We start from the raw sequence: 26,984 nt of genomic DNA on the forward strand, positions 1-26,984 counted from the left end.
CCAGTCTCCGTCCTCCGACCCCGTTTCTCGCTGCCGTCGTCCGGATCAGTCCTCACCAGCCGCGCCCGTGAGTTCGTCCGGCATCTCGGGCGGTGCGCCGACGACCGTCGCCGTCCGCCCGTTCATCGACGACTCGAGGACGTCGCTCGAGATGGCCTCGAGTTCCGACAGCGTCTCCTCGGTCAGATCCGCCTCGCGCTCCAGGACGAACACCCACGTCAGCTCGTCGGACGAGGGTGTCTCGCTCGAGACGCCCCAGAGGTAGATCGACTCGAGGTTCACGGTCCCGTCGGCCGGCGGCCCGTACTCACCGGTGACGGTCGTGTCGTGAGGGAGATGCCGGAAGAGGTGCGTAAACTCCGGATCGACCTCCTCGAGGCGCTCGCCGGTTCCGCGATGGGCGTCGATCCGGGCCTCGTAGTCCGGCCCCACGACGATGGCGTCGTCGCCGACCGCGAGCGTTCGATCCTCGCCGGTCGGAAGGGTCTCGGCGACGACGGTGTACCCCCCGTACTCGTCGACGACCTCGGCATCGGCGGCGTCCTCGGCCGTCGCGGCGAGCGCGTCCGCGTCGAACGACCCGAAGAACACCTGCGTGTACGTCTGGATGAGGTGGCCGTCGACGTCCTCGATCGTCAACTCGTCGAACGTCGGCAGGACGGTCTCGAGGTCGACGTCGTCCGGGAAGGTTTCGGTGTAGTCGAACCGGCGGTTGCCCCCCGGAGCCACGTCGCTGTCGATCAGCCAGGTGCGAAAGTCGGCGGCCGCGTCCCAGTTCGGCTCGACGTCCCGCTCGGGGACGTCACGGCCGTTGCCGTCCCCGTCGTCGGGTTCCTCGGCGTTGCCGGAAGCGTCCGTCTCGGTCGGCGTCGACGCGCCGTTGCCGTCTCCGCTTCCCGTACAGCCGGCCAGCGCGACGGCACCGAGCGCGAGCGCGCCGCGGCGCGTGAGACTCGAGCGTGTCATCTACGACGGACGACCACGAACGCAGCCATAACTGCTCGTGACTGTCCGCTCGGTGAGAACGTCCGAAACCCTCACGGGCGTCTCGAGCCCACCGGTCCGGGCTCGAGTCCGGCAGTTCGGCCTCGAGGAGATCGAGTCACGGAAAACGAGACGCGAACACCACACGCCGCCGGGGCAGTTCTCGCGCTACTGGATGTGTCCTTCCTCGCGGAGCTGATCGGCCTCGCTCTTCTCGTAGCGCCAGGTGATGTCGGCCTTCTCGTCCTGCCAGTCCCACGGCTCGACGAGGACGACGTCGTCCTCCCGGATCCAGATGCGTTTCTGCATCTTGCCGGGAATGCGCGCCGTGCGCTCTTTCCCGTCCGCACAGCGTACTTTGACGCGATTCGCCCCGAGCATGTCCGTGACGGTCGCGAACACCTCGTCGTCGTCGGGCATCCGGAGGTTCTTGCGACCGCCGTCGCCGTCGTCGCTCATGCCCGAGGGTTGGCCATCGAGGGGTTTACCCTTTATCGTTTCTCGCGGGCGTCGCCGCCGGTCGCGTCGCTCGTCGGGGTCGCTACCGGCCGTCTCGAGACGACACGACGAATCGGGTCGTTTATTTCACTCGGCTGGACAAGCCTGCGTATGCTGCAGAACCTGGGTCCACTCGGTATCGTCGGGATCGTCCTGGTGCTGGCCGGCATCGGCGTCATCGCGTACGCGAGCCCCGTGATCGCCGGCGGGTTCGCGCTCGTCCTCGTCGGCCTCGCGCTTACGGTTCGCTCCGTGGTCAGCGGGGTGCTCAAACAGTTCGGCATGTTCTGATCGCCCCGTCAGGGACGACGAAGACCCGCGAACGCCGACTGTAGCGGCCAGGCGGGTTCGCACCCAAGCGTTTTGACGGCACACAGCCTACTGAGCGTATGGGATATACGCTTCACTACTACGATATCGTCCTGCTCTGTATCGCCGCGAGCCTCGGGCTCGGTGCGCTGATCGGGTACGCGACGGCGGTGCCGATCGAGGCCTCGATCGTCGGCCTCGGCCTCGTCGCGATCGCCTTCATCGGACACGCCCTGTTCGTCAACGGACCGGTGGACCAGCCCGAGGACCTGACCGAAGAAGTGCCCGCCGAAGACGTGCCACAGGTGCTCTCGCCGGTCGACTCGCCGGAGTAACTCCGGCCCCGTTCTACACTTCGTTGTCGCCGGCCCGGTGTTCACTGATGAGTTGATCGACCATCGCGGCTTTCCTGTCTAACTGACGCTCGCGGGCCCGTTCGTGCCAGTCGTCGACGACGGCCTCGACGTCGTCCTCGCGAGCGACCGCGAGTTCGTCGACCTCCTGCATCGCGACGTCGTCGGCCGGCCCGACGGGAATCTCCTCGTCGAAGAGGATCTCGTCGGCGATATCGGAGAGCCCGCCCTCCTTCAGGATCACGCGCGGCTCGAAGCCGGCGAGCAGTTCGGCCGTCGAGCGGCCCGCGCCGCTGGCGTCCCGGAGGTAGACGACGTCGCCGGGGGCGATGCCGTACTGGTCGTCGGCCTCCCGAATCGCCCCTTTGGTGAACTTCTCGACGACCTTGACCGGAACGAGCCCCTCCTTCTCGGCCGAGACGTCGCTGAAGTTCGAGTGATCCAGCTTCCAGAGGGCCTTCATGCGCTCGACTTTCGTCTCGAGTTCCTCGACCTGCTCGCGGGCCTCGTCGCGCTCGTACTCGAGGCGTTCGGCCTTGCGCCGGTACCGGGTCACCTCGCGGTCCCGGCGAACCTCCTTGCGTTCCTCCCGACGGGCGGCCTCGAGTTCGGACTCGAGTTCGTCGATCCGGTCGTCTTTCTCCTCGAGGCGGCCCTCCAGGGTCTCGACGTGTGACTGGAGGCGCTCGACCTGGCGCTCGAGGGAGTTGATGCGCTTTTCCTCCTCGGTGAGTTCCCGCGGCTGGTGTTCGGTCGACTCGGCCTCGTCCTCGTCGTCGTCCTCGAGGTCGGCGAGGACGGCCTCGACGCTCTCCCCGCCGGCGACGACCCGGGCCGTCACCTCGCCGCGGTCGATCCCCGGCGGGAGTTTCCGGGCGATGCGCTCGAACTGGTCCTCGTGGGCGTCGACGGCGTACAGCGCCGCGGCGAGCGCGTCGCGCTGGTGGTCGTTCTCGTAGCCGTGCTCACGGGTGCGGTGTTGTTTCTCGTCGATGGGGAGGTCGCTCTCGGGGGTCCAGCCGGCGGCGTCGAAGCTCCGGCGGAACTTCTCGACCGTCTCGGGCATCGGCGTCACGTCGGCGGCGACGACGATCGGTCGGCCGCGCTCGACGATCCACTCGATCACGTCGGCGGTGTCGCTGGTGCGGGAACTCCAGACGTCGTACACCTCGCCCTCGAGGCCGACGATGGCGACCGCGGTCGTCGTCCCGGGATCGATGCCGACGACGACGTGGTCCCGTCGCTTGGCGAGCGGGCGAAACTCGATGCCGTCCCGGCGTTCGCGTTCGATCTCGACGCGGACGTCGCCCGAGCGGTTGCGCGACACCGGGATGTCCTGGGGTCTGGCCTCGACGGTGAAGACGGCGTTGGCGTAGCCGCCGTAGGCCTCGCGAACTTCGCGCTCGTACTCGAGGTTGGCGTCCTCGAGTTCGGACTCGACCTCGCGGGCGCGTTTCTTGACCGAACCGTGGATGCGGCGGGTGAAGCGGTCCTCGCTCCAGCCCCCGCTGCCCGTCGAGCGGCCCCGCGAGACCTTGACGGTCGTCGTATCGGTAAACGCCGAAACCTCGTGGCCGACGTTGTGAGCGGCCAGTCGGGCGGCGGCCTCGGCTTCCTGCATCGGCTCCTTGCCGTAGGGGATCCCGTGGCGTTTCGCGACCCGGGAGAGCGGTTCCGGCTGTTCCGCGCCGGTCACCTGGACCAGCATCGTTCCCGAGGGCAACGAGCCCAGAAAGTGGACGAGTTGGTCCTTGTCGGCGGCCAACTCGTACATGTTGTCGGTCGCGACGATCGCCGGCTCCTCGTCGTCGATCAGTCGCCGGAGTTTGCGGTGGGAGACGACGTCCCGGCTGACGTCCTCGCCGTCGTACCGAACCAGGGCGTAGGAGGGTGCGTCGCCCCGCACGTCGCCGCTTTGCACGTCGACTCCGAAGACGACTGCATCGAGCGCACTCGTTCGCGTACTCACAGGGGGCCATAGGAAGGAGTCGCGTATAAATCCGACGCGGGTTCGCGCTCAGCGATCGTGGCTCGGTACCCACTCGAGCCGGCCGGCGAATGTCATACGGTCCGCTGTAAGTCATGTCCGGCACACCTGCCGCCCGGGTCGCGGGTGGACCGGAACGTCGGTACAGCAACCCGTCTCAGTCAGCGGAATCGGCGGAGGGGCCGGCCGAACCGTTTATACGGCCGCCATCTGATCGTTCCTATCAGACCGGGAGAACCTCGAGGGTTCGACCGAGTTCGGAGTCACCCACGTATGGCATCTGGACACGTGGTCGCAGGAGGGATCACGCTCGCTACCTGCCTCCCGCTCGCGGCCATGCTCTGGCTGTCCTCACGGCACAGCCACACGCCCGGAGCGCGTGGACTGCGACTCACGCTCGCCGGCTTCCTGTGCTGGAACGCCGTCTCGGGCGTCATGATCCTGCGGCCGGCCGAGAGCGTCTTCTGGAGCGTCTGGGGCATCCACCTGTTCGCGGCGAACCTCACGGCGATCGGCTGGGCCGTCATGGTTCTCGAGTACACCCGTCGCCAGCGACTCGAGATCGGCTACCGGGGGTGGACGGTGCTGTTCGCGGTGCCGATCCTCACCCAGGTGTTGTACGCCACCAACGCCTGGCACTCCCTCGTGGTTCAGCCGACGACGCCGTTGACGGAAAGCGGGGCGCTGGCCGTCGACCACGGACGGTGGTTCTACGTCCACGCGACGTACAACTACGGCATCCTCACGCTCGGCGGGACGGCACTGGTGGTGCGAGACCTCGTTCGCTCGTCGGGCATCCACCGCCGACAGACGCTGATCCTGCTCGCCGGCGTCGTCGTGGCGGCGCTCGCGTCGGTCGGATTCCTCGTCGAACTGCCGGTTCCCGACTACGTCGACCCCGGCCCGTTCGGCTTCCTGCTTACCGCGTCGCTGTGGACCGCCGCCGTCTTTCGCCACCGGCTATTTACGCTCGTCCCCGTCGCCAGGCGGAGAGCCGTCGAGACGATTCCGGACGCGATGGTCGTCGTGGACACGAACGGGATCGTCGTCGACGCCAACGAGGCTGCGACCGACCTGTTCGACGCCTCCGACGGCGTCCTCGGGACGCCGGTCGAGGAACTGTTCGACGAGTATCAAATGCTGCTCGAGTGCTTCGAGGGCCGTCGCGAGTACGAAACCGAGATCACCGTCGTCACCGACGGGGAGGTGAGACACTTCGCGTTGACGATGACGCCGGTCTCGCGGGGTCCGACCGACATCGGGACGATCGTCATGCTCCGGGACGTCACCTCGTTGAAAACGAGACAGGAGGAGTTCGCCGTCCTTCAGCGACTGCTCTCGCGCGTGCTCCGGCATAACCTGCGTAACAGCCTCCAGTACATCCGGGGCTGTGCGGAGGAGATCGCCGAGGACGACGACGCGAGCGACCGGACGAGGGAGTTCGCCCGAAACATCGTCGAACAGGCCGACGACCTCGAGCAGACCAGCCAGAAGGCCCGCCGGATCGAGGACGTGATCGGGACCGATCACGATCGAACGATCCACGACCTGGGCGGGATCCTCACCGCAACGACCGCCGGCCTGACCGCCTCCTATCCGAACGTCGAGATGCGGCGATCCGTTCCGGACGAGATCTGGGTCGAAGCCCACCCCGAGTTACGAAGCGCCGTCAGGAACCTCCTCGAGAACGCGATCGTTCACGCCGAGACGGAGGATCCGCAGGTCGACGTGATCGTCACCGACGCAGGCGAGCGGGTCGAACTCACGGTCGCCGACAACGGCCCCGGCATTCCCCCGGACGAACTCGAGGCGCTGCGCAACCGCTCGGAGACGGCCCTCGAGCACGGCAGCGGCGCGGGACTGTGGCTGACCGACTGGGTAGTCGAGAAATCCGGCGGCGAACTGACGTTCGAGGTTACCGAGACCGGAACCGTCGCTTCGGTCGTCCTCCCGAAAGCCGACGCGATGCCCGACTGAGACGGATTGCTGTACCGATCTACCGGCACACCCGCGACCCGGGCGGCAGGTGCGCCGGACACGGCATACAGGAAACCGTATGAGAGCGTCTCCAGCAACTCCGGAGACGAGCGTCCCCGAAAATTGAGTCGATTATTCAGTTCTGTATGAATATTACTTTATCTATGAGTTCATAACATTGTACTATCTAGATAAAAAATTTCATTACAACACTGCTAAAATAAGGTCTCAAGGGAGCCGATCCCTTCGTACTCCGTGATCGGGTACCCCCCGTCCGCGGCGTACGCTCGAGAGACCATGAGCGAACACACGACCCCATCCGACCGAGAGGCAGCGAACGGCGGCGACGAGACGACGGTCTCGACGTCGCGACGAACGATCATGAAAGCGGCCGGGACGGCCGTCGTGGCCGGCGGCCTCGGGAGCGTTACCGGCAGCGTCACGGCACAGGAGGCCGACCTGCCGCCGCTGGCCCGCGACGGGAACAAGATCGTCGACCCCAGCGGTAACGAGGTCATCCTTCGTGGCGTCAACATCGCCGATCCGGGCGAACAAAGCCGCACGTGGCGCGGGCAAACCGCCCCGGAGACGTTCAAGCTCGCGACCGACGAAAGCGAGGGCTGGTACACGAACGTCGTCCGCGTGCCGGTTATGCCGGCGTTTCTCGCGTCCCAGACGACCGATCCGTATCCGGACGATATGCCCCACGGCGACGACTGGGGACCGGCACTGCCGGGACAGTTCGACGCGAGCGACGTCGAGTGGTACTGTAACACGTACCTCGACGAACTCGTCGAGTTGGGTGCCCAGCGTGGCGCGTACGTGATGATCGACTACCACCGACACTACCCGGTCTTCCATCAGGAGGATCACAAGAACCACGGCGTCCCCGGCAACGTCTGGCAGTGTTCGTCCGACGGCGGCGAGGACTGGCGCTATCCGGAGGTCTGTGGCGAACGCGGGGTCCTCTGGCACGGCGAGGACCAGATCGACGAGATCTGGGATCTGATCTACGAACAGAACATCCTCGAGGCGTTCGACCTCGACGAGGACGACATCTACCTCGAGCCACCGGAGGTCTGTAACGCGCTCGACGAGGAACTGCACACGTTCTGGGAAGTCGTCGCCGACCGGTACGCGGGCGACGATCACGTCATCTTCGACGTGTACAACGAACCGACCGGACCGTACGGCGGCGACTGGGGCGGTCCACAGCGACAGGCCGGCGACCTCTCCGACCCGGCGGTCGCACCCGGCGACGCCGACGGCGACTACGACGTCGCCGTCGACGAGATGAAAGCCTGGTACGACCTGTGGGTCGAACGGGCCCAGCCGTGGGTCGACACGGTCGAGGAGAACGCCCCCGGTCACCTGATTACGATCGGGTCGCCCCGCTGGAGCCAGTACACCTACTGGGCACCGTACAACGAGTTCGACGCCGAGAACATGTGCTACACCGCCCACGTCTACACGCAGGACGACCTGCGGCCGCTCGATACGTACTTCGGCGAACCGTCGGAGTACGTCCCGGTCTTCTTCAGCGAGTTCGGCTGGATCGAAGGCGGCGGTATGCACGTCGACACACCGTGGATGGACTGTTCCGGCGAACACGACGGGGACTGTGGTCCGTACATCGAGGGCTACGAGCAGTTCATCGACGAGTACGACGTCCATCCCCTCGCCTGGTCGTTCGACCATACCTACGAGCCGAACATGTTCGAACACGGCACCCCTGGGGCGAACGACGGCGCGAAGGGTGCCGACGACTGGATGGAGTATCTCAACGACGAGACGCCCGGCGTCTGGTGGCACGAACTCAACCAGCAACTGGTGGACGAGCGGTACGAACCCGCGCCGGGTGACGAACCGTACCCGGACGCCGACAACGGCAAGAACCCGATTCACGTCGGCCCCGGTCCGATCGACGACGGGACGATCGAGGTCGGCGAGTACGAACCGCAGGATCCCGACGGTGACGGCCTCTACGACGACATCACCGGCGACGGGCAGACCAACCACGAGGACGTCGAGGCCTTCTACGAGCACATCGACGCCGACGGCGTCCAGTCGAATCCCGACGCCTTCGACTTCGATCAGGACGGGAACGTCAGCTTCGCCGACATTCTGGACCTGCTCGGGCGGCTCTGATCGACTCCCCGAGACGAGCAACCGGCCGGTCGTTGACGGGCCGGCCGGAAGCCAGCGGGACGACCCGTCGTGCCGGCACCAACAGCTGTACGTGCCGTATTTTTCTCTACTTTAGTAGATAAAAAATCTTAATACAGATTGGAATTAAAACAACCGCGTGTCCCTTACGCCGATGACTGGCACGCAAAAAACGGTCCGAGCGTGCCCAGGGGGGACAACAGACAGCACCGTGGAGGACGGTACTCATGACGAACGATAACACCCACTCCGATCCGGAAGGACAGTCTACCGAGAACCGATCGACACCCACGTCACGTCGGTCGTTCATGAAAGCGACGGGCGTGAGCGCTGGCGTGCTCGCGTTCGGAACGTCGATGGCGGCAGCGCAGTCGGACCTGCCGACCGTATCGACCGAACTCGCCGACGACGTGATCGACGTCGGCGAGACGACGACCGCCACCATCGTGCTCGAGAACACGCCGGAAGACGAGATCGGCTCCGTCGTCGAGATCGACGTCGATACCGACGTCGCCAAACTCACCGACATCGAGGTCGGCGAGTACGTCCCGAACCAGCTCGAGGACAATTACCTCGAGGAGATCGAGGAAACCGGCGGGGCATCCGTCCGCGTCCAGTCGTGGGAACCGGGTGAACCGATCGCCGACGCCGACTACGAGATGATGACGGTCACCCTCGAAGGAGAGGCAGAGGGGGCCACCGAGATCGAACTCGTCGACTTCCTGCTGACGGACTCGGAGGGAGAGATCAACGAGGCCAACTACGAGGCACCGACGCTGACCGTCGGCGACGACGACACCGGCGGCGAGCCACCCGCGATGCCGACGGGCCTCGAGGTCGTCTCCGAGAACGAGACCTCGATCGAACTGGCGTGGAGCCCGGTCTCCGACGCCGTCGAGTACGCCGTCTCCGTCGACGGCGAGCAGGAGAAGACGACGACGGCGACCGCCACGACGGTCCACGGCCTCGAGTCGGAGACCACCTACGAGATCGGCGTGAGTGCCGTCGACGAGGACGGCAACGCCTCGGACCCGGCGACCGTCGAGGCCATGACCGTCCCCGGCTCCGAACCGGAAACGCCGACGGTCACCGTCGAACTCGCCGACGCGGCGATCGATCCGAACGAGACGACGACCGTCGAACTCGGGCTGACCGAAGCGCCCAACGGGCTGGCCGGCTTCAACTTCAACACCTCCGTCGACACGGACGTCGCCACGATCGTGGACGCCGAACTCGGCGAGACGTTCTCCGACGCCCTGTTCACCACTGTCGAGGTCTCCGACGAGACCGCGGTCATCGAAGCGGTGAAAGAGATCGAACCCGACTCCCCCGAGGCCACCGACCTCGACCTCGGGACCGTCGAAATCGAGGGCGTCGACGACGGCGAGACCGTCATCGACGTCACCGAACCCGAGGCCGAAACGCGCAGGACGGTCGACATCGACGGCACCCCCGTCGCACCCGACATCGAGTCGGCCACGCTAACCGTCGGCGATGGGGAACCCGAACCCCAACCGCCGAGCGTTCCCGAGGACCTCACGGTCGTCGAGGTCGACGAGACGTCCGTCGAAGTCGCCTGGAGTACGGACCCCAACGCCGTGGAGTACGTCGTCTACCGCGACGGCCAGCACGAGACCACGACGACGGCGACCAGCGCGACGATCACCGGCCTCGAGCCGGACACCGCCTACGTGATCGGCGTCAGCGCCGTCGGCGAGACCGACGAGGAGACGGACACGGTGACGGTCGACGTGACGACCGACGAGGACGACGAAACCGATCCCGAACCCGATCCGGATCCGGAATACCCCGAGTGGGATCCCGACGAACTCTACCAGGAAGGCGACCGCGTCTCCTGGGACGGCGAGAACTGGGAAGCCAACTGGACGAACCAGGGCGAAGAACCCGAGTACGACGAGTGGGGTGCCTGGGAGCCGGTCGACGGCGAGATTCCGCTCGAGCCGGGCGAAATCCACGCCGAGATCGATCCCTCGACGACGAGCGCCGAAGTCGGCGAACGGATCGAGTTCACCGCCGTCGACACCACGAGTCAGGGCAACTGGATCGAGAGCCTCGAGTGGGACTTTGACGACGGGACGACCGCCAGCGGCTGGTGGAACGCTCACAGTTACGACTCCAGCGGCGAGTACACCGTAACGCTCACCGCGGCAGACCAGCGCGGGCGGGAGACCACCCACGAGGTCACCATCTCGGTCTCGTAACGACGCGCTCGCGACGGACCGCCGACCGGTCCTCGCATCACGATCCAGCGATCGTCACCACACCACGCTCCGTCCCGGGTCGTCGGTCACGCTCCGACCGACCCTCGAGACCTGTCCACCGACTCACCTCACCGGGACGGCTCGCCCGTAGTCGTCACGGAGACGCAACCACCTCCCGAACCGGGGGTGTTCGAGAACGATTGTCCTGACGTTTCGGACGCCGATCACCACCCGCCCATACGACCATGACAGACGATACCACGACACCCGATACGAACGACGCCGAATCGGCAGCACCGACGGACGAGGCGACCGACGACGGTCACGTACCCACGGTCGACCGCCGAACGTATCTGCAGGCCATCGCTGCCGCCGGCGCGCTGGGGACGCTCGGCGTCGAATCCGTCGCCACGGCCGGCGCGCAGACCGACGACTGGGAACGGGCGGCCGACGATCGCATCGCGACCCACCGGACCGGTGACCTCGAGGTCGTCGTTCGGGACCCGGCAGGACGAGCGATCCCGGATGCGACCGTCGAACTCGAGATGCAGGACCACGCGTACGGGTTCGGGACGGCCGTGAACGCGGAACTGCTCGTCGAGGGTGCTACCGACGACGAGTCGGTCGACGACGCCGATGTCGAGACGTATCGAGAACAGGTGGCGGACCTGTTCAACACGGCCGTGCTCGAGAACTACCACAAGTGGCGGTTCTGGGAGGAAAACCGGGACGTCGCCGACGCCGCGACCGAGTGGCTCCTCGAGCAGGGACTCGACGTTCGCGGCCACACCTGCGTCTGGGGATCGTCGGACGCGTACGCGATTCCGCCGGACGTCCAGACGGCCATCGAGCAACGGGACGCAGAGACGATCCGCGAGCGAAGCCTCGAACACGTCGAGACGATCATCCGCCACTACGGCGACGACGTCGAGGAGTGGGACGTCGTCAACGAGGCGCTCCACGCCCACGATCTCCAGATCGGCGTCTACGACGATGCGATCGACGAGGACCAACCCTGGACCGGCGAGGTCGTCCCCTGGCGGTCGGCGTTGCTGGCCGACTGGTGCGAACGCGCACGGGAGGTCGCGGACGAGGAAGGCGTCGACGTCGCGGTCAACGACTTCAACACCCTCGTCGGCCCCGAGGAGTACGCTCGAGACTGGTACACCGAGCAGATCGAGTTCCTCCGCGAGGAAGGGATCGACCTCGACGGGATCGGCTTCCAGTCACACGTCAGCGCCGACCAGCGGCTCTCGCCCGCGGAACTCGTCGCGGGACTGGACCAGTACGCTGACTACGGGGCCGACCTCACCGTCACCGAGTTCGACATGTTCCAGGGCGACTGGGAGAGTCGCGAGCAGCAAGCGGCGTTCTTCCACGAGTTCCTGAAGACGTTCTTCAGCCATCCCGCGACGAGCGGCTTCCTCATGTGGGGGTTCTGGGACGGCGACCACTGGGCACCAGACTACGACGGCTCCGAGCCCGACGCGCCGCTGTACGAGGAAGACTGGACGCCCAAACCCGCCTACGACGTCTACGTCGATCTCGTGTTCGACGAGTGGTGGACCGAGACGTCGGGTGCGACCGACGCCGACGGGCGTTTCGAGACGGCGGCGTTCCTCGGCACACACGACGTCACCGTCCACGTCGACGGCGCGTCGACGCGGAATCGAGTCGTCGTGGCCGACGCCGACGAGACCACCGAGGTCGTCGTCACCGTCGACGGCCCCGGTACGATCGACATCGGCGAGTACCAGGCCCGGGACCCCGACGGCGACGGCCGCTACGACGATCTCACCGGCGACGGGCGGACCAACCACACGGACGTCGAGGCCTTCTACGAGCACCTCGACGCCGACGGGATCCAGGACAACCCCGAGGCCTTCGACTTCGACGGCGACGGCCACGTCAGCTACGCCGACGTTCTCGAGTTGCTCGAGGAGTTGTAACGACGGCCCACGCGGGTCCCTCGATTGGATCGACCACGCCGCCCGTGATTTATTTCTTGTATACTAAAAATAAAATCAAATATTTAATAAATAGATTTAATACTCGAAACTTAGTAAGAATAACTACTGCTCCGGCACCATCGCGGACCGCCGGAGCGAGACGGAGACCAACACTAATTGACGGGGCGACAATGCACGACAACGACACACCACGGCAATCGACCGAATCGACAGCGACGAACGAGAACACGCGCCGCCGCGTACTGAACGAGGTCGACGACTCGGCCTCACCCATCGAACTCAGTCGTCGCGGGATGATGCGAACGGCCGCCGGGGCCGGCCTCGCCAGCCTCGCGCTCGGGGCCGGACTCAGCGGTACGGCCGCGGCCGACGGCATCGAGAACTTCCAGAACCTGACGGTCAGCAGCGACAACCGGATCGTCAACGAGGACGGTGAGACGTTCAAGATGCGGGGGATCAACATCCCCGATCCGAAGCGGGTCCACCGGACGCGGTACCTGCGCGGCAAGACGCCCACCCAGATCGTCGACATGCTGACCGACGAGGACGCCGGCTGGTATCCGCGCGTCATCCGCGTCCCGGCACAGCCACAGGACATCGGCGAGCATCCGATGGGCCACACCGGGCCGACCTACGAGTTCGGCGAACTCGAGTCCCCACAGGCCGTCGACGACGACCGGCGGAAGATGCGCCCGCCACAGCCCGTCGCGTTCACCGAGGAACAACTCGAGGACTACCTCGAGACCTACTACGATCCGGTCGTCGAGCGCTGTAAGGAACAGGGCGTCTACTGCATCGTCGATTACCACCGCCACTGGCACGAACAGCCGCCGGGTATCGAGGAGCCGTCCTACGCCGAGAACCACCTGCCCTACGACAGCGAGTACACGAACTACTGGGCGTACAACAGCCACGAGATGTTCGGCCCGGAGGAGCCGGGGTCGTGGGGATACGTCGACCAGGTGTTCATCAACAACACGCCCGGGGACGGTTACGTCGAGGGGCTCAACAGCGAGAGCGACCTCCCCGGAACGCCGTACGCCTACGAGAACTGGACGGTCAACCAGGAACTGCTGGATGAGGTGCTCCTGTTCTGGGACGTCGTGGCGGAGCGGTACGCCGACGAGCCTCACGTGCTCTTCGAGCCGTACAACGAGCCGACCGCGCCGGGCATCTGGGGTCCCGTCGAGGGCTGTTCGGCGTTCAAGCAAAAGCCCCTCTGGGACACGTTCGTCGACGAGTTCATGGGGCCGATCATCGAGAAGATCCGCGAGTACCAGTCCGATCGCGTGCTGCTGGTCGGCGTCCCCGGCTGGTGTCAGTCGGTCCAGGCACTCCACTGGCGGGACTTCAACGACGCGGGCTACGACGACATCGCCGTCACGTGGCACAACTACGCGGGCCACGACGTCAGCCAGATGAACAACTGGTTCAACGATACGAGCTACCAGTCACCGGAAGCCGTCGAAGCCGAAACCGGGGAAGCCCTCGAGGAGCCGTACCTGCCGGTCGACGATCACCCCGACCACATGACGGACTGCTACGGCTGGGAGGCCTACGAGGCGGCGGGACTCCAGAACGCGATGGACCACCACCCGATCGCCGTCACGGAGTTCGGCTGGATCAACGATCCCGACGTCTCCCACTGGCTGCGCGGAACGACCACCGGGCAGGGGACCCTGCCCGAGTACGGGGTGCCGTTCCTCGACCAGATCGAGCAGGACGACCGGATCAGCTGGGTCGCCTGGTGTGCCGACGTCCGCTGGCTACCGAAGATGTTCGAGTATCCGGCCGCGCCGGAGGAAGGCGACCTCGACCTCGTCAACGACAACTTCTACGACACGCCGATGGAGGACATCCCCGCACCTTGCGAAGACCTGCCCTGCGAGTGGGACCTCATCGGCGGCGAGAACAGCGGCGTCTACCTCAAACAGCAACTCGAGGCCCACAAGGACGACGACGTGCCGTTCGAGACCGGCCCGATCGACGACACGATCGAGGTCGGCGAGTACGAACCCGAGGACCCGACCGGGGACGGCCTCTACGACGACGTCACCGGCGACGGGCAGACCAACCACGAGGACGTCCAGGCCTTCTACGAGCACATCGACGACGAGGGCGTCCAGGAGAACCCCGACGCCTTCGACTTCGATCAGGACGGGAGCGTCAGCTTCGCCGACGTCCTCGAGTTGCTCAATCGACTCTGATACTCTCGGCTGACCACCGGCACGGACGCACACCCCGGACCAGTCCCAATTCCCCACTCCTATTCTAGAAAATTTACTATATTCTAGGTAAAATTTATTGCTTCTGGAGGACATTCCCCGGTGAGATCGCAGGCTGCGGTCTCCGGAGCCACCATGCCAGGATCAACGAACGGTTCGAACGGAGAATCGACGACAGCGGATCGAAACCGAGGGCGGAACGCCGGTCGCGAGCGGTCGAGGCGGCGCTTCCTGCAGTCGACGGCGGTCGCGGGTGCGGCCGTCGCCGGGTTCGGAACGCTCTCCGGGACGGCGGCGGCGGAGTTCGTCGTCGACGACCGACCGGTTCGCGTCGATCAGGTCGGATATCTCCCCGATGCGGCCAAGATGGCCGTCGTCCTCGAGGACACCGAGACGTTCGAGGTGAAAGACGCCACTACGGGCGAGGTCGTCTACGAGGGCTCGGTATCGGCACCGATGGACGACCCGGCGTCGGGCCAGACGGTTCGCCACGCGACGTTTTCCGACGTGACGACGCCCGGCGAGTACGTCGTCGCCGTCGACGGCGGCACGTCGTATCCGTTCCGGATCGCCGAGGACGTCTACGACGAAGCGCTGGCGACGATGGGGCGGTTGTTCACCCTCAAACGGGCGGGAACCCGGATCGAAGATCCGATCACCGGCGTCGAGATCGGCCCGGGGCACACGCAGGACGCGAACGCGGCGATGGCTGCACCCGACGACGCGTTCTACGACGAGGGCGAACCCCTCGACGTCTCCGGCGGCTGGTACGACGCCGGCGATTACGGCAAGTACGTGACCCCAACCGCGATTTCGGTCGGCTGTCTGTTGTTCGCCTACGAGCGCAACCCCGAGGCGTTCTCGGTGGGACAGTTCGACGTGCCGGACAGCGTCGATGACCCCCACGTCGGCACCATGCCGGACGTCCTCGTGGAGTGTCGAACCGCACTCGAGTGGCTCGAGGCGATGCAACGACCCGACGGCGGACTCTACTACACCGTCGCCGGACTCGAGTTCCCCGAGATGGAGACGAGACCCGCGGAGGACGGGATGGACCGGTACGTCTTCGGCCTCTCCTCGGCCGGCACCGCGATGGCCGCGGCGGCGTTCGCCCGGGCGGCACGGCTCTATGCGGACCACCAGCCGGCGTTCGCCGACCGGATGCTCGCGAACGCCGAAGACGCGTTCGACTTCCTCGAGGCCAACCCCGACGTCGTCTGGCGCGAAGATCCGGGACAAAACGAGGGGTCGGGAGCGTATACCAGATCCGAGGACGAAGAGGACCGGTTCTGGGCCGCGGCGGAGTTGCTCAAGACGACCGGCGAGGACCAGTACGCCGAGTACATCGAGTCGGAACTGTCGCACCTGTTTTCCGAAGGGCCGGTAACGTACGACTGGACCTCCGGGTTCACGATCGGACTGTGGGCCTACCGCACCGCCGACGCGAGTGATCCGAGCCGGACCGCCCAGATCGAAGACGAAATCGTCGGCTGGGCCTACTACATCCTCGAGGAGTCGATCCAGGGCGACGGCTACAACAACGCGTTGGACAGCTACTACTGGGGCTGTCTCAAAAACGGCGTCGGGCGAGGCCACGTGCTGTTGCTCGCCAACGAGATCCAGCCCAACGACGCGTTCGTCGAGGCCGCGATGGACCAGTTGCACCACCTCTTCGGCCGGAGCGCGACGGGCTTCAGCTACGTCACCGGGATCGGAACCCTGACGCCGGAGAACCCCCACGATCGGATCGTCGAGAGCACCGGAACCGTGCTTCCCGGCATGGTCGTCGGCGGGCCCAACGAGAGCGCCCCCCAGGAAGGTGACGACTCCGGCGACTACATCGACCCGGACACCCCGCCGGCGCTGTCGTACGTCGACGTCACGGGCTCGTACGCGACGAACGAGTGGGCGATCAACTACTCCGCACCGGTGGTGTTGCTGGTCTCGGAGTTCGTCGACCTCGAGGACGGCGACGATGGGCCGATTCAGGTCGGCGACTACGAGGCACAGGACCCCGACGGCGACGGCCTGTACGACGACGTCACCGGCGACGGACGGACCAACCACGAGGACGTCCAGGCCTTCTACGAGCACATCGACGCCGAGGGCGTCCAGAACAACCCCACCGCTTTCGACTTCGACGAAGACGGCCGCGTCGGCTTCGCCGACGTCCTCGAACTGCTCGAGGAACTGTAAGCCCCACAGACACCGTTATTACAATTAAAAATATTTGAAAATATGGTAGAACGACGTGATTCGACGCCGTCACGGCGACCCGGACGGCCCGAAACGGTACAGTCGACGCGACGGACGTTCGTGAAAGCGACCGGCGTCGGCGTCGCCGGCCTCGGATTCGGTCCCCTCACGGGGACGGCCGCCGCGGTCGACAATCCGACGCCGCGACTGCACACCGACGGCAAGTGGATCGTCACCGAGGACGGGCAACGAGTCAAACTCCGCGGGTTCGCGACGGCGTCGCTGGATTACATGCAGGAGTGGTACTTCCCCAAAACCCAGACGGAGGTCCTCGAGCAGGCGACCGACGGCGAGACGTGGCACCCGAACACGATCCGGCTACCGGTCGGGGAAGACGCGGTCCACGAGCAGGGTATGGAGTACGTCGTCGACGAACTGCTGCGGCCCGCGGTCGACCTGCTGGGCGACCGCGGCGTGTACGCGCTGATCGACTTCCACCTCATCCGGCCCTACATCGACACGCTGAATCAGGCCGAAGAGATGGTCGAAGACGGGTGGGCGAACAGTCTCGACGGGCTCGGGTTCAACCCGTGGGTCGACACCGACGACCTGCTCGAGGAGTTCTGGTCGACGGTCGCACCTGCCTTCGCCGACGACGATCACGTCCTCTTCGAGTTGTTCAACGAACCGACCCTGCCGGTCACGTGGTCGGAGTACGGCGAGTACGGGGACGACGTCGAGACCGAGGAAGACGAGTGGCTGTACTGGCGCGACGCCGCCCAGCCGTGGGTCGACCTGATTCGCGAGGAGGCCCCGGAGACGCCGGTCGTCATCGGCTCGCCGGACTGGACCTCCCGGACCAGGTTCGCCGCCGAGTATCCGTTCGAGGGCGAGAACCTCGTCTACGCCTCCCACATCTACCCGCCGGACGGGCTGCCCCACGACACGCGGGAGGTCGCCGACGGTACCGGCGGTACCTACGAGGCCGGCCCCTTCGATCCGGAGTACGGCGCACCCGCCGAGGAGGTGCCGGTCATCTGTACCGAGTTCGGGTGGGATCCCGACCTCGAGGAGGACGACGAGGGTTACGGTCACACCTCGTCGTGGGGCGAGCCGGTCCGCGAGTGGCTGGAGTCGTACGAGAACATGGGCTGGATCGCGTGGTGTTTCGACGACACCTGGGCACCGACGTTCTTCGAGTCACCGACCGACGGAGCCGACGAACCGTGGGAACTGAAAGACGATTCCGAGCAGATGGGCTGGTTCGTCCGGGACTGGCTCGAGGAGACGCGCGACGACACGTTCCGTGACCCGAACGAGCCGATCCCGGTCGGCGACTACGAGGCCCACGATCCCGACGGCGACGGCCTGTACGACGACGTCACCGGCGACGGACGGACCAACCACGAGGACGTCGAAGCATTCTACGAGCACCTCGACGCCGACGGGGTCCAGAAAAATCCCGACGCCTTCGACTTCGACGAGGACGATAACGTCAGCTACGCCGACGTCCTCGAGTTGCTCGAGCGACTCTGACGGGACCGGGGTCACTACCTCCCCGACAGTTATTTTTATACTACTTCGAGTTAATTATACTGGTGAAGATATGAATACGTCCGACACACGTGGACGCTCCACCACGAACGCCACCCTCCCGTCGATTCAGCAATCGACCGACGGCCCGGTCGTCATCGAGGACTTCTCGTCGTGGCCCGGGGAGAACCGACTCGGCGAGTACTCGAACGCGGGCGCGTTCGCGAACGGCGACGGCGAACTGGTCGAGGACGCCTTGCGACTCGAGTTCGACGACGGCGGCTGGTTCCTCAGCAACGTTCGAGCGGACCTCTCGGGGTACACCCACCTCGAGCTGGACGTCCGTGGCGACGACGGCGGCGAGGAGTCTGCCGTCTTCCTCGAGATCGACAGCGTTGCAGGTCCGCTCGGCTCGCTGACCGACGAGTCGATCGAGACCGAGTTCACGACCGTCGGCGTCGACCTCGAGGCCGTCGGCGTCGATCCGTCGTCGGTACAGGACGTGTGGCTGACCTGCTGGAACGCCGGCAGCGGTGCGATCGAGATCGACGAACTCCGGTTCGTCGACCGGGACGGCGATACGATCACGGTCGGCGACCACGACGCCCGCGATCCCGACGGGGATGGCCGCTACGACGACGTCACCGGCGACGGCCTGACCAACCACGAGGACGTCGAGGCCTTCTACGAACACCTCGACGCCGACGGCGTCCAGGAGAACCCCGACGCCTTCGACTTCGACGAGGACGGTCACGTCAGCTACGCCGACGTCCTCGAACTCCTGGACGACCTCTAGCTCGCCGCAGTCGCGTATTTTCCATAATCTAGTACTAGAAAATATTTATTATTCGGAAGTCGAATTAATATGTATGGCCAAACGGAGAGCCGTCCTGAAGAACGGTATCGCCGTCGGAACAGCCGCGCTGGTCGGCCTGAGCGCCGGCGGAACGGGGACGACGGCTGCGACGCAGCAGGACAGCGAGACCGGGACGTCCGGGCTCGTCGTCAACGACTTCGAAGCGGGCGCGTACCCGGGGACGAACGAACTCGAGGAGTGGGCCGACCACGTCGCGTTCGATGGCGAGGACCTCGACGACGGCGTGTTGCGACTCGAGTACGACGACGGCGGGTTCTTCGCGACCAATCTCTTCGCCGATCTCTCGGCCTACGATCGGCTCGAACTGGTCGTCCGCGGTGACGACGGCGGCGAGGAAACCGACGTCGACCTCAGGATCGGAAACGTTCGCGATCGGCTGGCGAACCTGACCGACGACGCGATCGGAACCGAGTTCACGACCGTCGACGTCGACCTCGAGGACGCCGGCGTCGACCGATCGGCCGTCAGACAGCTTCGGCTCGCGTTCTGGCACGGTGCCAGCGGGGCCATCGAACTCGAGGAGATCGCGTTCGTCGACGAGGGCTCGAGCGGCGGTGGGGAGCTGACTCCCGACACGACGCTGGCCGAGTTCTACCCCGAGTACGACGAGGAGACCTACATCGAACAGGTCTGGACACAGTATCTCCCCGGCGACACCGACGCCGACGGCCACGGCGACTACGGCGACGTCGACTGGCCCGACGAGCAGAAGGCGGCCGAGTTCGACGTCGACCTGGACGCGATTCAGGAGACGGTCGGCGACGGGACGCTCACGTTCGGGGAGATGGGCACGCAGGCGCTCGAACACGTCAAGCAGTACGAGGCCGAAGGGGTCCCGCGGCGGGCCAGCGTGAAGCTCCTGCCGCGACTGAGCCTGCTTCCCGACGAGACCGAGGAGCCGTCCTACCACAACGAGCCGATGGACTTCTGGGACGAGACCGCGGGACCGATCCCCGCGACGAACGATCCGGACCAACTCGTGCAGGAGCCGTGGCCGACCGACGCGGCGACCTACGACCCCGAGGAGGTCGCCGAGCGTGACCGGGCTCACGACCAGCCGGAACACGAGGACGGCGAGGGCTGGACCCGCGCCGACCGCCTCCCCGACGAGCGCTACTACGACGACGAGAACCCGATCCACGACATCGCCGACGGAATCCACCCCGCGACGGGCGACCCGCTCGGCGGCGACGGCTTCACCGCGAACGCGCCGATGGAGGTCGAGGCGAAGATCCACGAGCAAAACGGCGGTTTCTGGTATCAGGTTCTGCAGTTCAAGAACACGAGCGCGGTCCCGTACCACCTGAACGCCGCGGTGATCATGTGGATCGGCCCGTCGGGCGCGAACGGGCAGTTGCGAGCCGGCCACTACAACAACGAACAGCGCCCGGACCCGGGCTACGGCCACCCCCAGCGCGACGTCATCGAGGTCGTCCACGACGAGGAGCGTGCGCTGTCGGCCTACGCCGTCCGCCTCGCGTTCCACGACGAGCCGTACAACATGCGGACGGCCTACCCGAACCAGTACTGGAGCCTCGAGCAGGGCATGACCCCGCCCGAGGGCCACTTCGAGACGCCCGAGGAACGCCAGGAACTGGTCGACATCATGGCCGAAACCTGTCACGTCGAGATCGAGACCGACATGGACCGCAACGACGCGCTGCTCGATGCGGTCGACCTGCGCAACCGGATGACGAACTAATCTCGAGCGGAACCGGCCCCCGGCCCGTCGACTGCGGCGCTGCCGGCCGGAGAACGGACCACGAGACCCGACCAAATCATGACACGACACCAGTCGACTGAAACCGACGAGACGATCGATCGAACGGTACGGACGACCCGACGCGGATTCGTGAAAGCCGTCGGTACGGGCGCGGCGCTCACCGTCGGACTCGGCAGCGCGTCGCCGGCGACCGCGGCGGTCGACGCGCCGATGGACGCGTTCGTCCGGACCGACGGCACCGAGTTCGTCGTCGACGGCGAACCGGTCTACTTCACCGGTGCGAACAACTTCTGGATCACCCACGAGTACGAGGGCACGAAAGAACGGATCGACGACGTCCTCGACCTCTACGCGGACCTGGGGATCGACCTCGTCCGGTTCTGGGCGCACGGGGAGGGGAAAGACGGCCCCCTCGCGCTCCAGCCCGAACCGGGCGAGTACAACGAGGACGCCCTCGAGAACCTCGATTACCTGATCGAAGCGGCCAGGGAGCGTGGCATCAGGCTCGTCGCGGCGCTGGTCGACAACTGGGACCACGAGGGCGGCATGCTCCAGTACGCCGAGTGGGCCGGCGGCGAGTCGCGCTACGAGTTCTACACGATGGACGAGACCCGCGAGATGTATCGCGACCACGTCGAGACCATCCTGACGCGCGAGAACACCTACAGCGGACTCGAGTGGCGTGAGGACCCGACGATCGCGATGTGGGAGCTGGCCAACGAGCCCCGCCTCGAGCAGGACGACGTCCCCGAGGGGATGGACGACCTCGAACCGCCCGAGCACAAGGAGATCCTCGGCGACTGGATCCAGGAGATGTCGGCGTACCTCACGGACCTCGACGACGACCACCTCGTCTCGACGGGGTCGGAAGGCCACTACTACGGCGACTGGGACGACGACTACCCCGACGACGACTGGGACGGCCAATCGTACCTCGACCACCACGCGTTCGAGACGATCGACGCCTGCTCGTTCCACCTGTACCCCGACCACTGGGACATCCCGCTGGAGGACGGCGCGGAGTACGTCCAGAGCCGGATCGTCGACGCCCACGAGGAACTCGGCAAGCCGGCCTACCTCGGCGAGTTCAACGTCAACGCGTACGAACACGACCTCGAGACGAAAAACGAGTATCTCGAGGCGTGGTACGACGTCGCCGACGAGTACGACTGCAACGCCGTCATCCCCTGGCAGGTCGTCCTCGAGGAGACGCAGGATCACGACGGGTTCCAGATCTACGCGAGCGAATCGGGTCACCTCATCGAATCCTACGCCGACGCCGCGGCCGCGAAGAGCGGAACCTGGGACGACTCGATCCAGGTCGGCGACTACGAGGCACGGGACCCCGACGGCGACGGCCTGTACGACGACGTCACCGGCGACGGACGGACCAACCACGAGGACGTCGAGGCCTTCTACGAACACCTCGACGCCGACGGCGTCCAGGAAAATCCCGACGCCTTCGACTTCGACGAGGACGGCCACGTCGGCTTCGCCGACGTCCTCGAACTGCTCGAGGGGCTGTGAGACCGAGGGCGCGGCCAGTGGCGACGACCACCGGCTGGCCCCGCGTCGCCTCGAGCAACCAGCATCGCGTCCGATCTGCTGGCGGGCAGTGACGACGCAACTGCGTTCTGATCGGCGGTTGCCCGGAGAGATCGGTACGGGTCCGGATCAGTCGTCGTCCGGATACGGAATCTCGAGTTCGTCGCCGTCCGCCGGCAACAGGACCTCCCCGTCGAACGCCTCGCGGGCCTGCTCGAGGTGATCCGCGGTGTGGCCGGCGTACCGCGAGGAGATGTGCATCAGGGCGAGCCGTTTCGCGCCGGCGCGGGCGGCGATTTCGGCCGCGCCACGGGCGGTCGAGTGGGCCGTCTTCGTCGCGCGCTCGGCGCGGTCGTCCGCGAACGTCGCGTCGTGGATCAACAGATCGGGGTCGTCGGCGACCTCGATCGTCGCGACGGTCGGGCGGGTGTCGCCGGTGTAGACGATCGTTCGCCCGGGTCGGGGATCGCCGACGACCTGGTCCGGTTCGACGACGGTGCCGTCCTCGAGTTCGACGGGTTCGCCCTCGTGGAGTTTGGAGAACTTCGGCCCGACCGGTACCCCGAGTTCTTCGGCGCGCTCACGGTCGAACCGTCCCTTGCGCTCGTCCTCGACGAGGGCGTAGCCGACCGACCGGGCGTCGTGGTCGGTCTCGAACGTCCGGACCTCGTACTCGTCGGCGCGGTAGGCGACGTCGCCGTCGCCGACCTCGCTGATCCGGACCGGAAAGGAGGGCCGGTTGTCCAGCGCGTTCACGAGGCTCTTGAGCTGTCTGCGGGTCCCCCGTGGCGCGTGAATCGCCAGCGGTTCCTCGCGGTCGTTGAAGTCCATCGTCTGCAACAGGCCGGGAATCCCCAGCACGTGGTCACCGTGCAGGTGGGTGACGAACAGGTGGGAGACCGAAAACCCCGTGCCAAAGCGCATCATCTGGCGCTGCGTTCCCTCGCCGGCGTCGAACAACAGCTGTTCGCCCGCTCGAGAGACGAAGATTCCGCTCGGGTTCCGTTCGGTCGTCGGAACCGCTCCGGCCGTCCCCAGGAACGTCACGCGCAGTGGCATCGGGTAGGTGTTCGGCCGTCCGGGGCTAAACCGGCTTCGATCGCCGGAGCCGGGCAATCGGGCGGCCCGATGACTGCGAAAGGACGACGCGTTTTAGAACCCTCGAGGACGTACCCTTCGGTATCGAAACACGAGACCAATGAGTTCCGGATCGATTCTGGGAACTGCAAAGCGGATCGTCGCCATCCTGCTGGCGATCGTGATCGTCCTCGCCGCAGGCGTCGTCATCGGGCAAGCGCCGGCCATCTTCGGCGTCGAGGACGACCCCGAGGCGTCGATCACGTTTCCGGATCAGGACGGCGAGGGGACGAACGTCACCGTCGAGGAGGTTACCCTCTCGGACGGCGGCTTCGTCGTCCTGAGCGACGGCGACGAGGTACTCACCGTCTCCGAGTACCTCGAGGCGGGACCACACGAGAACGTCACGATCGAGAAAGCGGAGAACGGCCCCGACCTGCGGGGTACCATCACCGCGACGGTCCACCAGGACACCGACGACGACGAGACCTACGCCTACGAGCAGACCGACGGCGAGGAGGACAGACCCTACCTCGAGGACGGCTACCCCGTCAGCGACACCGCGACGGTCACGATTCCCGGCGAGGACGATCCGCTGACCGACTCGTTCGCCGTCGAGGAACTCGACGCGCCCGACTTCGCGACGACCAACGGGACGGTCACGGTGACCGCCGAGATTTCGAACCCGACCGACCTCGAACTCCAACAGCCCGTCGAGATCCGGATCGACGGCGAGTTGCTCGAGCAGCAGACGGTCGATCTGGGACCGGGCGACGCCCAGGAGATCACCAGCGAGATCGACACCCGAACGCGCGCACCCGGCGAACGGACGATCGGCGTCTACACGAACGCCGACGGTGCGCACGCGACGATCGACCTCGAGTTCCACACCGATCCCGCGGTCGCTGTCGTGAACGGGACCGACGACGGTCTGACGATCGACGCCGCCATCCCGACCGAAGGCTTCGTCGCCGTCACGGACAACGAGACCGACGAGCGCCTCGGGACGAGCGAGCAAGTCGCCGCCGGCGAACACGAGAACGTCTCCGTCTCGTTCGACGAGAACGTCACCGTCGCGGACGACGACGAACTCCGCGTGGCCCTCTTCGAGGGCGACCCCGACGATCCGGACGCGGCCAGCCCGATCGAACACGACGACGAACCGGTCGAGACGGTCGTCACGCTCGAGGGTGCCCGCGCGGCCGGTGAGCGGGGCGACGATGCCGACTCCGAACCCGACGCAGGCAACGAAACGACCGACGCCGGCGAAGGAACCGACGACGGGGACGAGTAAGCGGGTGGCTCGAGGGCCGCGCTCGAGGCGAGCGAGCGATCGACCGATTCTTACCCGACCCGTCCGTAGGGGACGGCGATGGACGCGCCGCTGTGGACGGACACCCACGCCCCGGAGTTGGCCGAGTTGCCCCAGGACGACGCCCGCGAGTACCTCCAGCGGGCCGTCGACGAGCCGATCAACCTCCTCCTGCAGGGGCCGCCGGGCAGCGGCAAGACGGCCGCGGCACGCGCGCTGGCCCGTGAGGCGCACGCCGACCCGGACAACGACCTGATCGAGATCAACGTCGCGGACTTCTTCGGCCGGACGAAGACCGAGATCAAGAACGATCCCCGGTTCGCGCAGTTCCTCGTCGGCCGATCGGGCCTCTCGAAGCGAGACATGATCAACCACGTCTTGAAGGAGTCGGCCAGCTACGCCTCCGTCTCCGGAGAGTACAAGACGATCCTGCTGGACAACGCCGAAGACGTCCGCGAGGACTTCCAGCAGGCGCTGCGCCGGATCATGGAACAGCACCACCGGACGACCCAGTTTATCATCGCGACGCGCCAGCCGACCAAACTGATCCCGCCGATCCGCTCGCGGTGTTTCCCCGTTCCCTTCCGCGCACCGTCGACGAGCGAAATCGCGACCGTCCTCGAGCGCATCGTCGAGCGCGAGGACGTCGAGTACGACGACGACGGCCTCGAGTTCGTCGCGGGCTACGCCGACGGTAACCTGCGCGAGGCGATCCTCGCCGCCCAGACGACCGTCGAGGACGCCGGCGAACTCACGATGACCGGGGCCTACGAGACCATCGGCGAAGTCGGTCTCGACGAGGACGTCGAGTCCATGCTCGACGACGCCGAAGCCGGCGAGTTCACGGACGCCCGCAAGACCCTGGACGACCTGCTGGTCGACGAGGGACTCGACGGCGGGGAAGTCCTCGACGAGATCCTCGCGGTCGCGCGCAAACGCTACCAGGGCGAGAAACTCGCCCGGATCCACCGCCTCGCGGCCGACGTCGAGTTCGAGATGCACGAGGGCTCGAGCGACCGGATTCACGTCTCGCACCTGCTGGCCGAGCTGGGACGGGACGCCTGAGACGAACCACTGTACGGGAAAACGATGGGAACGCCGACGGCCGGAGCCGACGACCACGATCGCGACGACCACCCGTTCCTCGCGAGCCGCGGCCCCGTGCTCGATCGGCTGTCGACCATCGCGGCCGTGACCGGCTACCTGCTGCTCGCGACGAACGACGCGCCGCCGCTGTCCGCGTTCGGCTTCCTCGAGGTCGTCGTGGGCTGTCTCGCCGTCGGGACGCTCGTCGGCCTCGTCCTCTATCGCCTCCTCGGGCCGGGCGTCCGCGGCCCGCTGTGGCTGGGCGTCATCACTGCCGTCGCCCTCTCGATACCCCTGTTGCTCGTGCTGTTGCTCACCGGGAACTACACGTCGCAGCTGGGGTGGGTCCTCTCCCTGGGAGCCGCGACGTTCGGCCTCGGCGCGACCGCTCGAGCGGTGCGCGCACGACGCGTGGACGCTCGCTCGGAGCGCTAGCGTCGGCTCGCTCGCGAGCGCCGGCCCCCGACGTTTTCTCGCGCGCGACCGAACGGAGAAGACGTGCCCACCGTCTGCGATACCCACATCGAGAACCGGTTTCGCGTCCAGCCACACCACGCGAACAACAACGGGACGCTCCACGGCGGCAACCTCATGAAGTGGCTCGACGAGGTCGGAGCCATGTCCGCGATGCGCTTCGCGGGCGAGACCTGCGTCACCGCGCGGGTGAACGAACTCGATTTCGAGCGGCCGATCGAGATCGGTGACACCGCGCTCGTCGAGGCCTACGTCTACGACGCCGGCCGAACGAGCGTCCACGTCGCGCTCCGGGCCTGGCGCGAGGAACCCCGTACCGGCGAGACGGAGAAGACGACCGAATCCTCCTTTACCTTCGTCGCGATCGACGCCGACGGCCGCCCCCAGCCGGTCCCCGACCTCAGCGTCGAGAGCGAGGAGGGCGAACGGTTGCGCGAGCGGGCGCTCGAGGCCGACTACTGATTGGGAGC

General features: G+C 66.3%; 20 protein-coding genes. 16 read left to right on the forward strand and 4 right to left on the reverse strand.

Going from position 1 to position 26,984, the window contains the following annotated elements:
- Positions 1–45 precede the first annotated feature (45 nt).
- Together TX79_RS14265 and eif1A are read right to left on the reverse strand one after the other, a co-directional pair.
- Positions 46–966, reverse strand: coding sequence for a hypothetical protein (locus TX79_RS14265; RefSeq protein ID WP_049928106.1), 921 nt, complete (start codon positions 964–966; stop codon positions 46–48).
- A 186-nt stretch (positions 967–1,152) separates the two neighbouring features.
- A complete protein-coding gene (gene eif1A / locus TX79_RS14270) occupies positions 1,153–1,443 on the reverse strand; it encodes a translation initiation factor eIF-1A (RefSeq protein ID WP_049928107.1) in 291 nt (96 codons plus the stop codon).
- A 150-nt stretch (positions 1,444–1,593) separates the two neighbouring features.
- On the opposite strand from eif1A, the gene TX79_RS14275 reads away from it, so the two are divergent.
- Both TX79_RS14275 and TX79_RS14280 read left to right on the forward strand, forming a co-directional pair.
- Positions 1,594–1,773 carry a DUF7470 family protein gene (locus TX79_RS14275; protein ID WP_049928108.1) on the forward strand — a complete coding sequence of 60 codons (180 nt, stop codon included), beginning with the start codon at positions 1,594–1,596 and terminating at the stop codon, positions 1,771–1,773.
- Between the two features lie 98 nt (positions 1,774–1,871).
- Entirely contained in the window at positions 1,872–2,126 is a 255-nt protein-coding gene (locus TX79_RS14280; RefSeq protein ID WP_049928109.1) for a hypothetical protein, read from the forward strand.
- Positions 2,127–2,139: 13 nt separating this feature from the next.
- Here TX79_RS14280 and TX79_RS14285 read toward each other — a convergent pair whose 3' ends face one another.
- Entirely contained in the window at positions 2,140–4,113 is a 1,974-nt protein-coding gene (locus tag TX79_RS14285) for a DUF460 domain-containing protein (protein ID WP_049928110.1), read from the reverse strand.
- 291 nt (positions 4,114–4,404) lie between these two features.
- Between TX79_RS14285 and TX79_RS14290 the strand changes: the two genes are divergently transcribed.
- From TX79_RS14290 to TX79_RS14335, 10 genes are all read left to right on the forward strand, one after another.
- On the forward strand, positions 4,405–6,108 hold the full coding sequence (locus tag TX79_RS14290) for a histidine kinase N-terminal 7TM domain-containing protein (RefSeq protein ID WP_081655576.1): 1,704 nt from the start codon (positions 4,405–4,407) through the stop codon (positions 6,106–6,108).
- 297 nt (positions 6,109–6,405) lie between these two features.
- Positions 6,406–8,256 (forward strand): cellulase family glycosylhydrolase, encoded by a 1,851-nt coding sequence (locus TX79_RS14295; RefSeq protein ID WP_049928112.1) that lies wholly within the window; start codon positions 6,406–6,408, stop codon positions 8,254–8,256.
- A gap of 245 nt (positions 8,257–8,501) precedes the next feature.
- Entirely contained in the window at positions 8,502–10,496 is a 1,995-nt protein-coding gene (locus TX79_RS14300; RefSeq protein WP_049928113.1) for a fibronectin type III domain-containing protein, read from the forward strand.
- Positions 10,497–10,741: 245 nt separating this feature from the next.
- Positions 10,742–12,445, forward strand: a complete 1,704-nt coding sequence (locus TX79_RS14305) for an endo-1,4-beta-xylanase (protein WP_049928114.1) — start codon at positions 10,742–10,744, stop codon at positions 12,443–12,445.
- Between the two features lie 191 nt (positions 12,446–12,636).
- Positions 12,637–14,673 carry a cellulase family glycosylhydrolase gene (locus tag TX79_RS19720; protein ID WP_049928115.1) on the forward strand — a complete coding sequence of 679 codons (2,037 nt, stop codon included), beginning with the start codon at positions 12,637–12,639 and terminating at the stop codon, positions 14,671–14,673.
- A gap of 153 nt (positions 14,674–14,826) precedes the next feature.
- On the forward strand, positions 14,827–16,887 hold the full coding sequence (locus tag TX79_RS14315; protein ID WP_049928116.1) for a glycoside hydrolase family 9 protein: 2,061 nt from the start codon (positions 14,827–14,829) through the stop codon (positions 16,885–16,887).
- A 42-nt stretch (positions 16,888–16,929) separates the two neighbouring features.
- Entirely contained in the window at positions 16,930–18,423 is a 1,494-nt protein-coding gene (locus TX79_RS14320; protein WP_049928117.1) for a cellulase family glycosylhydrolase, read from the forward strand.
- 70 nt (positions 18,424–18,493) lie between these two features.
- Positions 18,494–19,216: a dockerin type I domain-containing protein gene (locus TX79_RS14325; protein ID WP_049928118.1), complete on the forward strand. Its 723-nt coding sequence runs from the start codon at positions 18,494–18,496 to the stop codon at positions 19,214–19,216.
- 73 nt (positions 19,217–19,289) lie between these two features.
- Positions 19,290–20,999: a hypothetical protein gene (locus tag TX79_RS14330; protein WP_049928120.1), complete on the forward strand. Its 1,710-nt coding sequence runs from the start codon at positions 19,290–19,292 to the stop codon at positions 20,997–20,999.
- Positions 21,000–21,077: 78 nt separating this feature from the next.
- Complete coding sequence (locus tag TX79_RS14335; RefSeq protein ID WP_049928121.1) at positions 21,078–22,547, forward strand: cellulase family glycosylhydrolase; 1,470 nt, start codon at positions 21,078–21,080, stop codon at positions 22,545–22,547.
- A 147-nt stretch (positions 22,548–22,694) separates the two neighbouring features.
- Here TX79_RS14335 and rnz read toward each other — a convergent pair whose 3' ends face one another.
- Positions 22,695–23,624, reverse strand: a complete 930-nt coding sequence (gene rnz, locus TX79_RS14340) for a ribonuclease Z (RefSeq protein WP_049928122.1) — start codon at positions 23,622–23,624, stop codon at positions 22,695–22,697.
- Between the two features lie 139 nt (positions 23,625–23,763).
- Between rnz and TX79_RS14345 the strand changes: the two genes are divergently transcribed.
- The 4 genes from TX79_RS14345 (at position 23,764) to TX79_RS14360 (ending at position 26,976) form a co-directional block, all read left to right on the forward strand.
- Positions 23,764–24,936 carry a DUF7282 domain-containing protein gene (locus TX79_RS14345; protein ID WP_049928123.1) on the forward strand — a complete coding sequence of 391 codons (1,173 nt, stop codon included), beginning with the start codon at positions 23,764–23,766 and terminating at the stop codon, positions 24,934–24,936.
- Positions 24,937–25,014: 78 nt separating this feature from the next.
- Positions 25,015–26,019: an AAA family ATPase gene (locus tag TX79_RS14350; protein ID WP_049928124.1), complete on the forward strand. Its 1,005-nt coding sequence runs from the start codon at positions 25,015–25,017 to the stop codon at positions 26,017–26,019.
- A 24-nt stretch (positions 26,020–26,043) separates the two neighbouring features.
- Positions 26,044–26,475: a hypothetical protein gene (locus TX79_RS14355; RefSeq protein ID WP_049928125.1), complete on the forward strand. Its 432-nt coding sequence runs from the start codon at positions 26,044–26,046 to the stop codon at positions 26,473–26,475.
- A gap of 63 nt (positions 26,476–26,538) precedes the next feature.
- Positions 26,539–26,976 (forward strand): acyl-CoA thioesterase, encoded by a 438-nt coding sequence (locus TX79_RS14360; RefSeq protein ID WP_049928126.1) that lies wholly within the window; start codon positions 26,539–26,541, stop codon positions 26,974–26,976.
- Positions 26,977–26,984 lie beyond the last annotated feature (8 nt).

Origin of the sequence: Halopiger goleimassiliensis, assembly GCF_000455345.1 — an archaeon.
GTDB classification, from domain to species: Archaea; Halobacteriota; Halobacteria; order Halobacteriales; family Natrialbaceae; genus Halopiger_A; species Halopiger_A goleimassiliensis.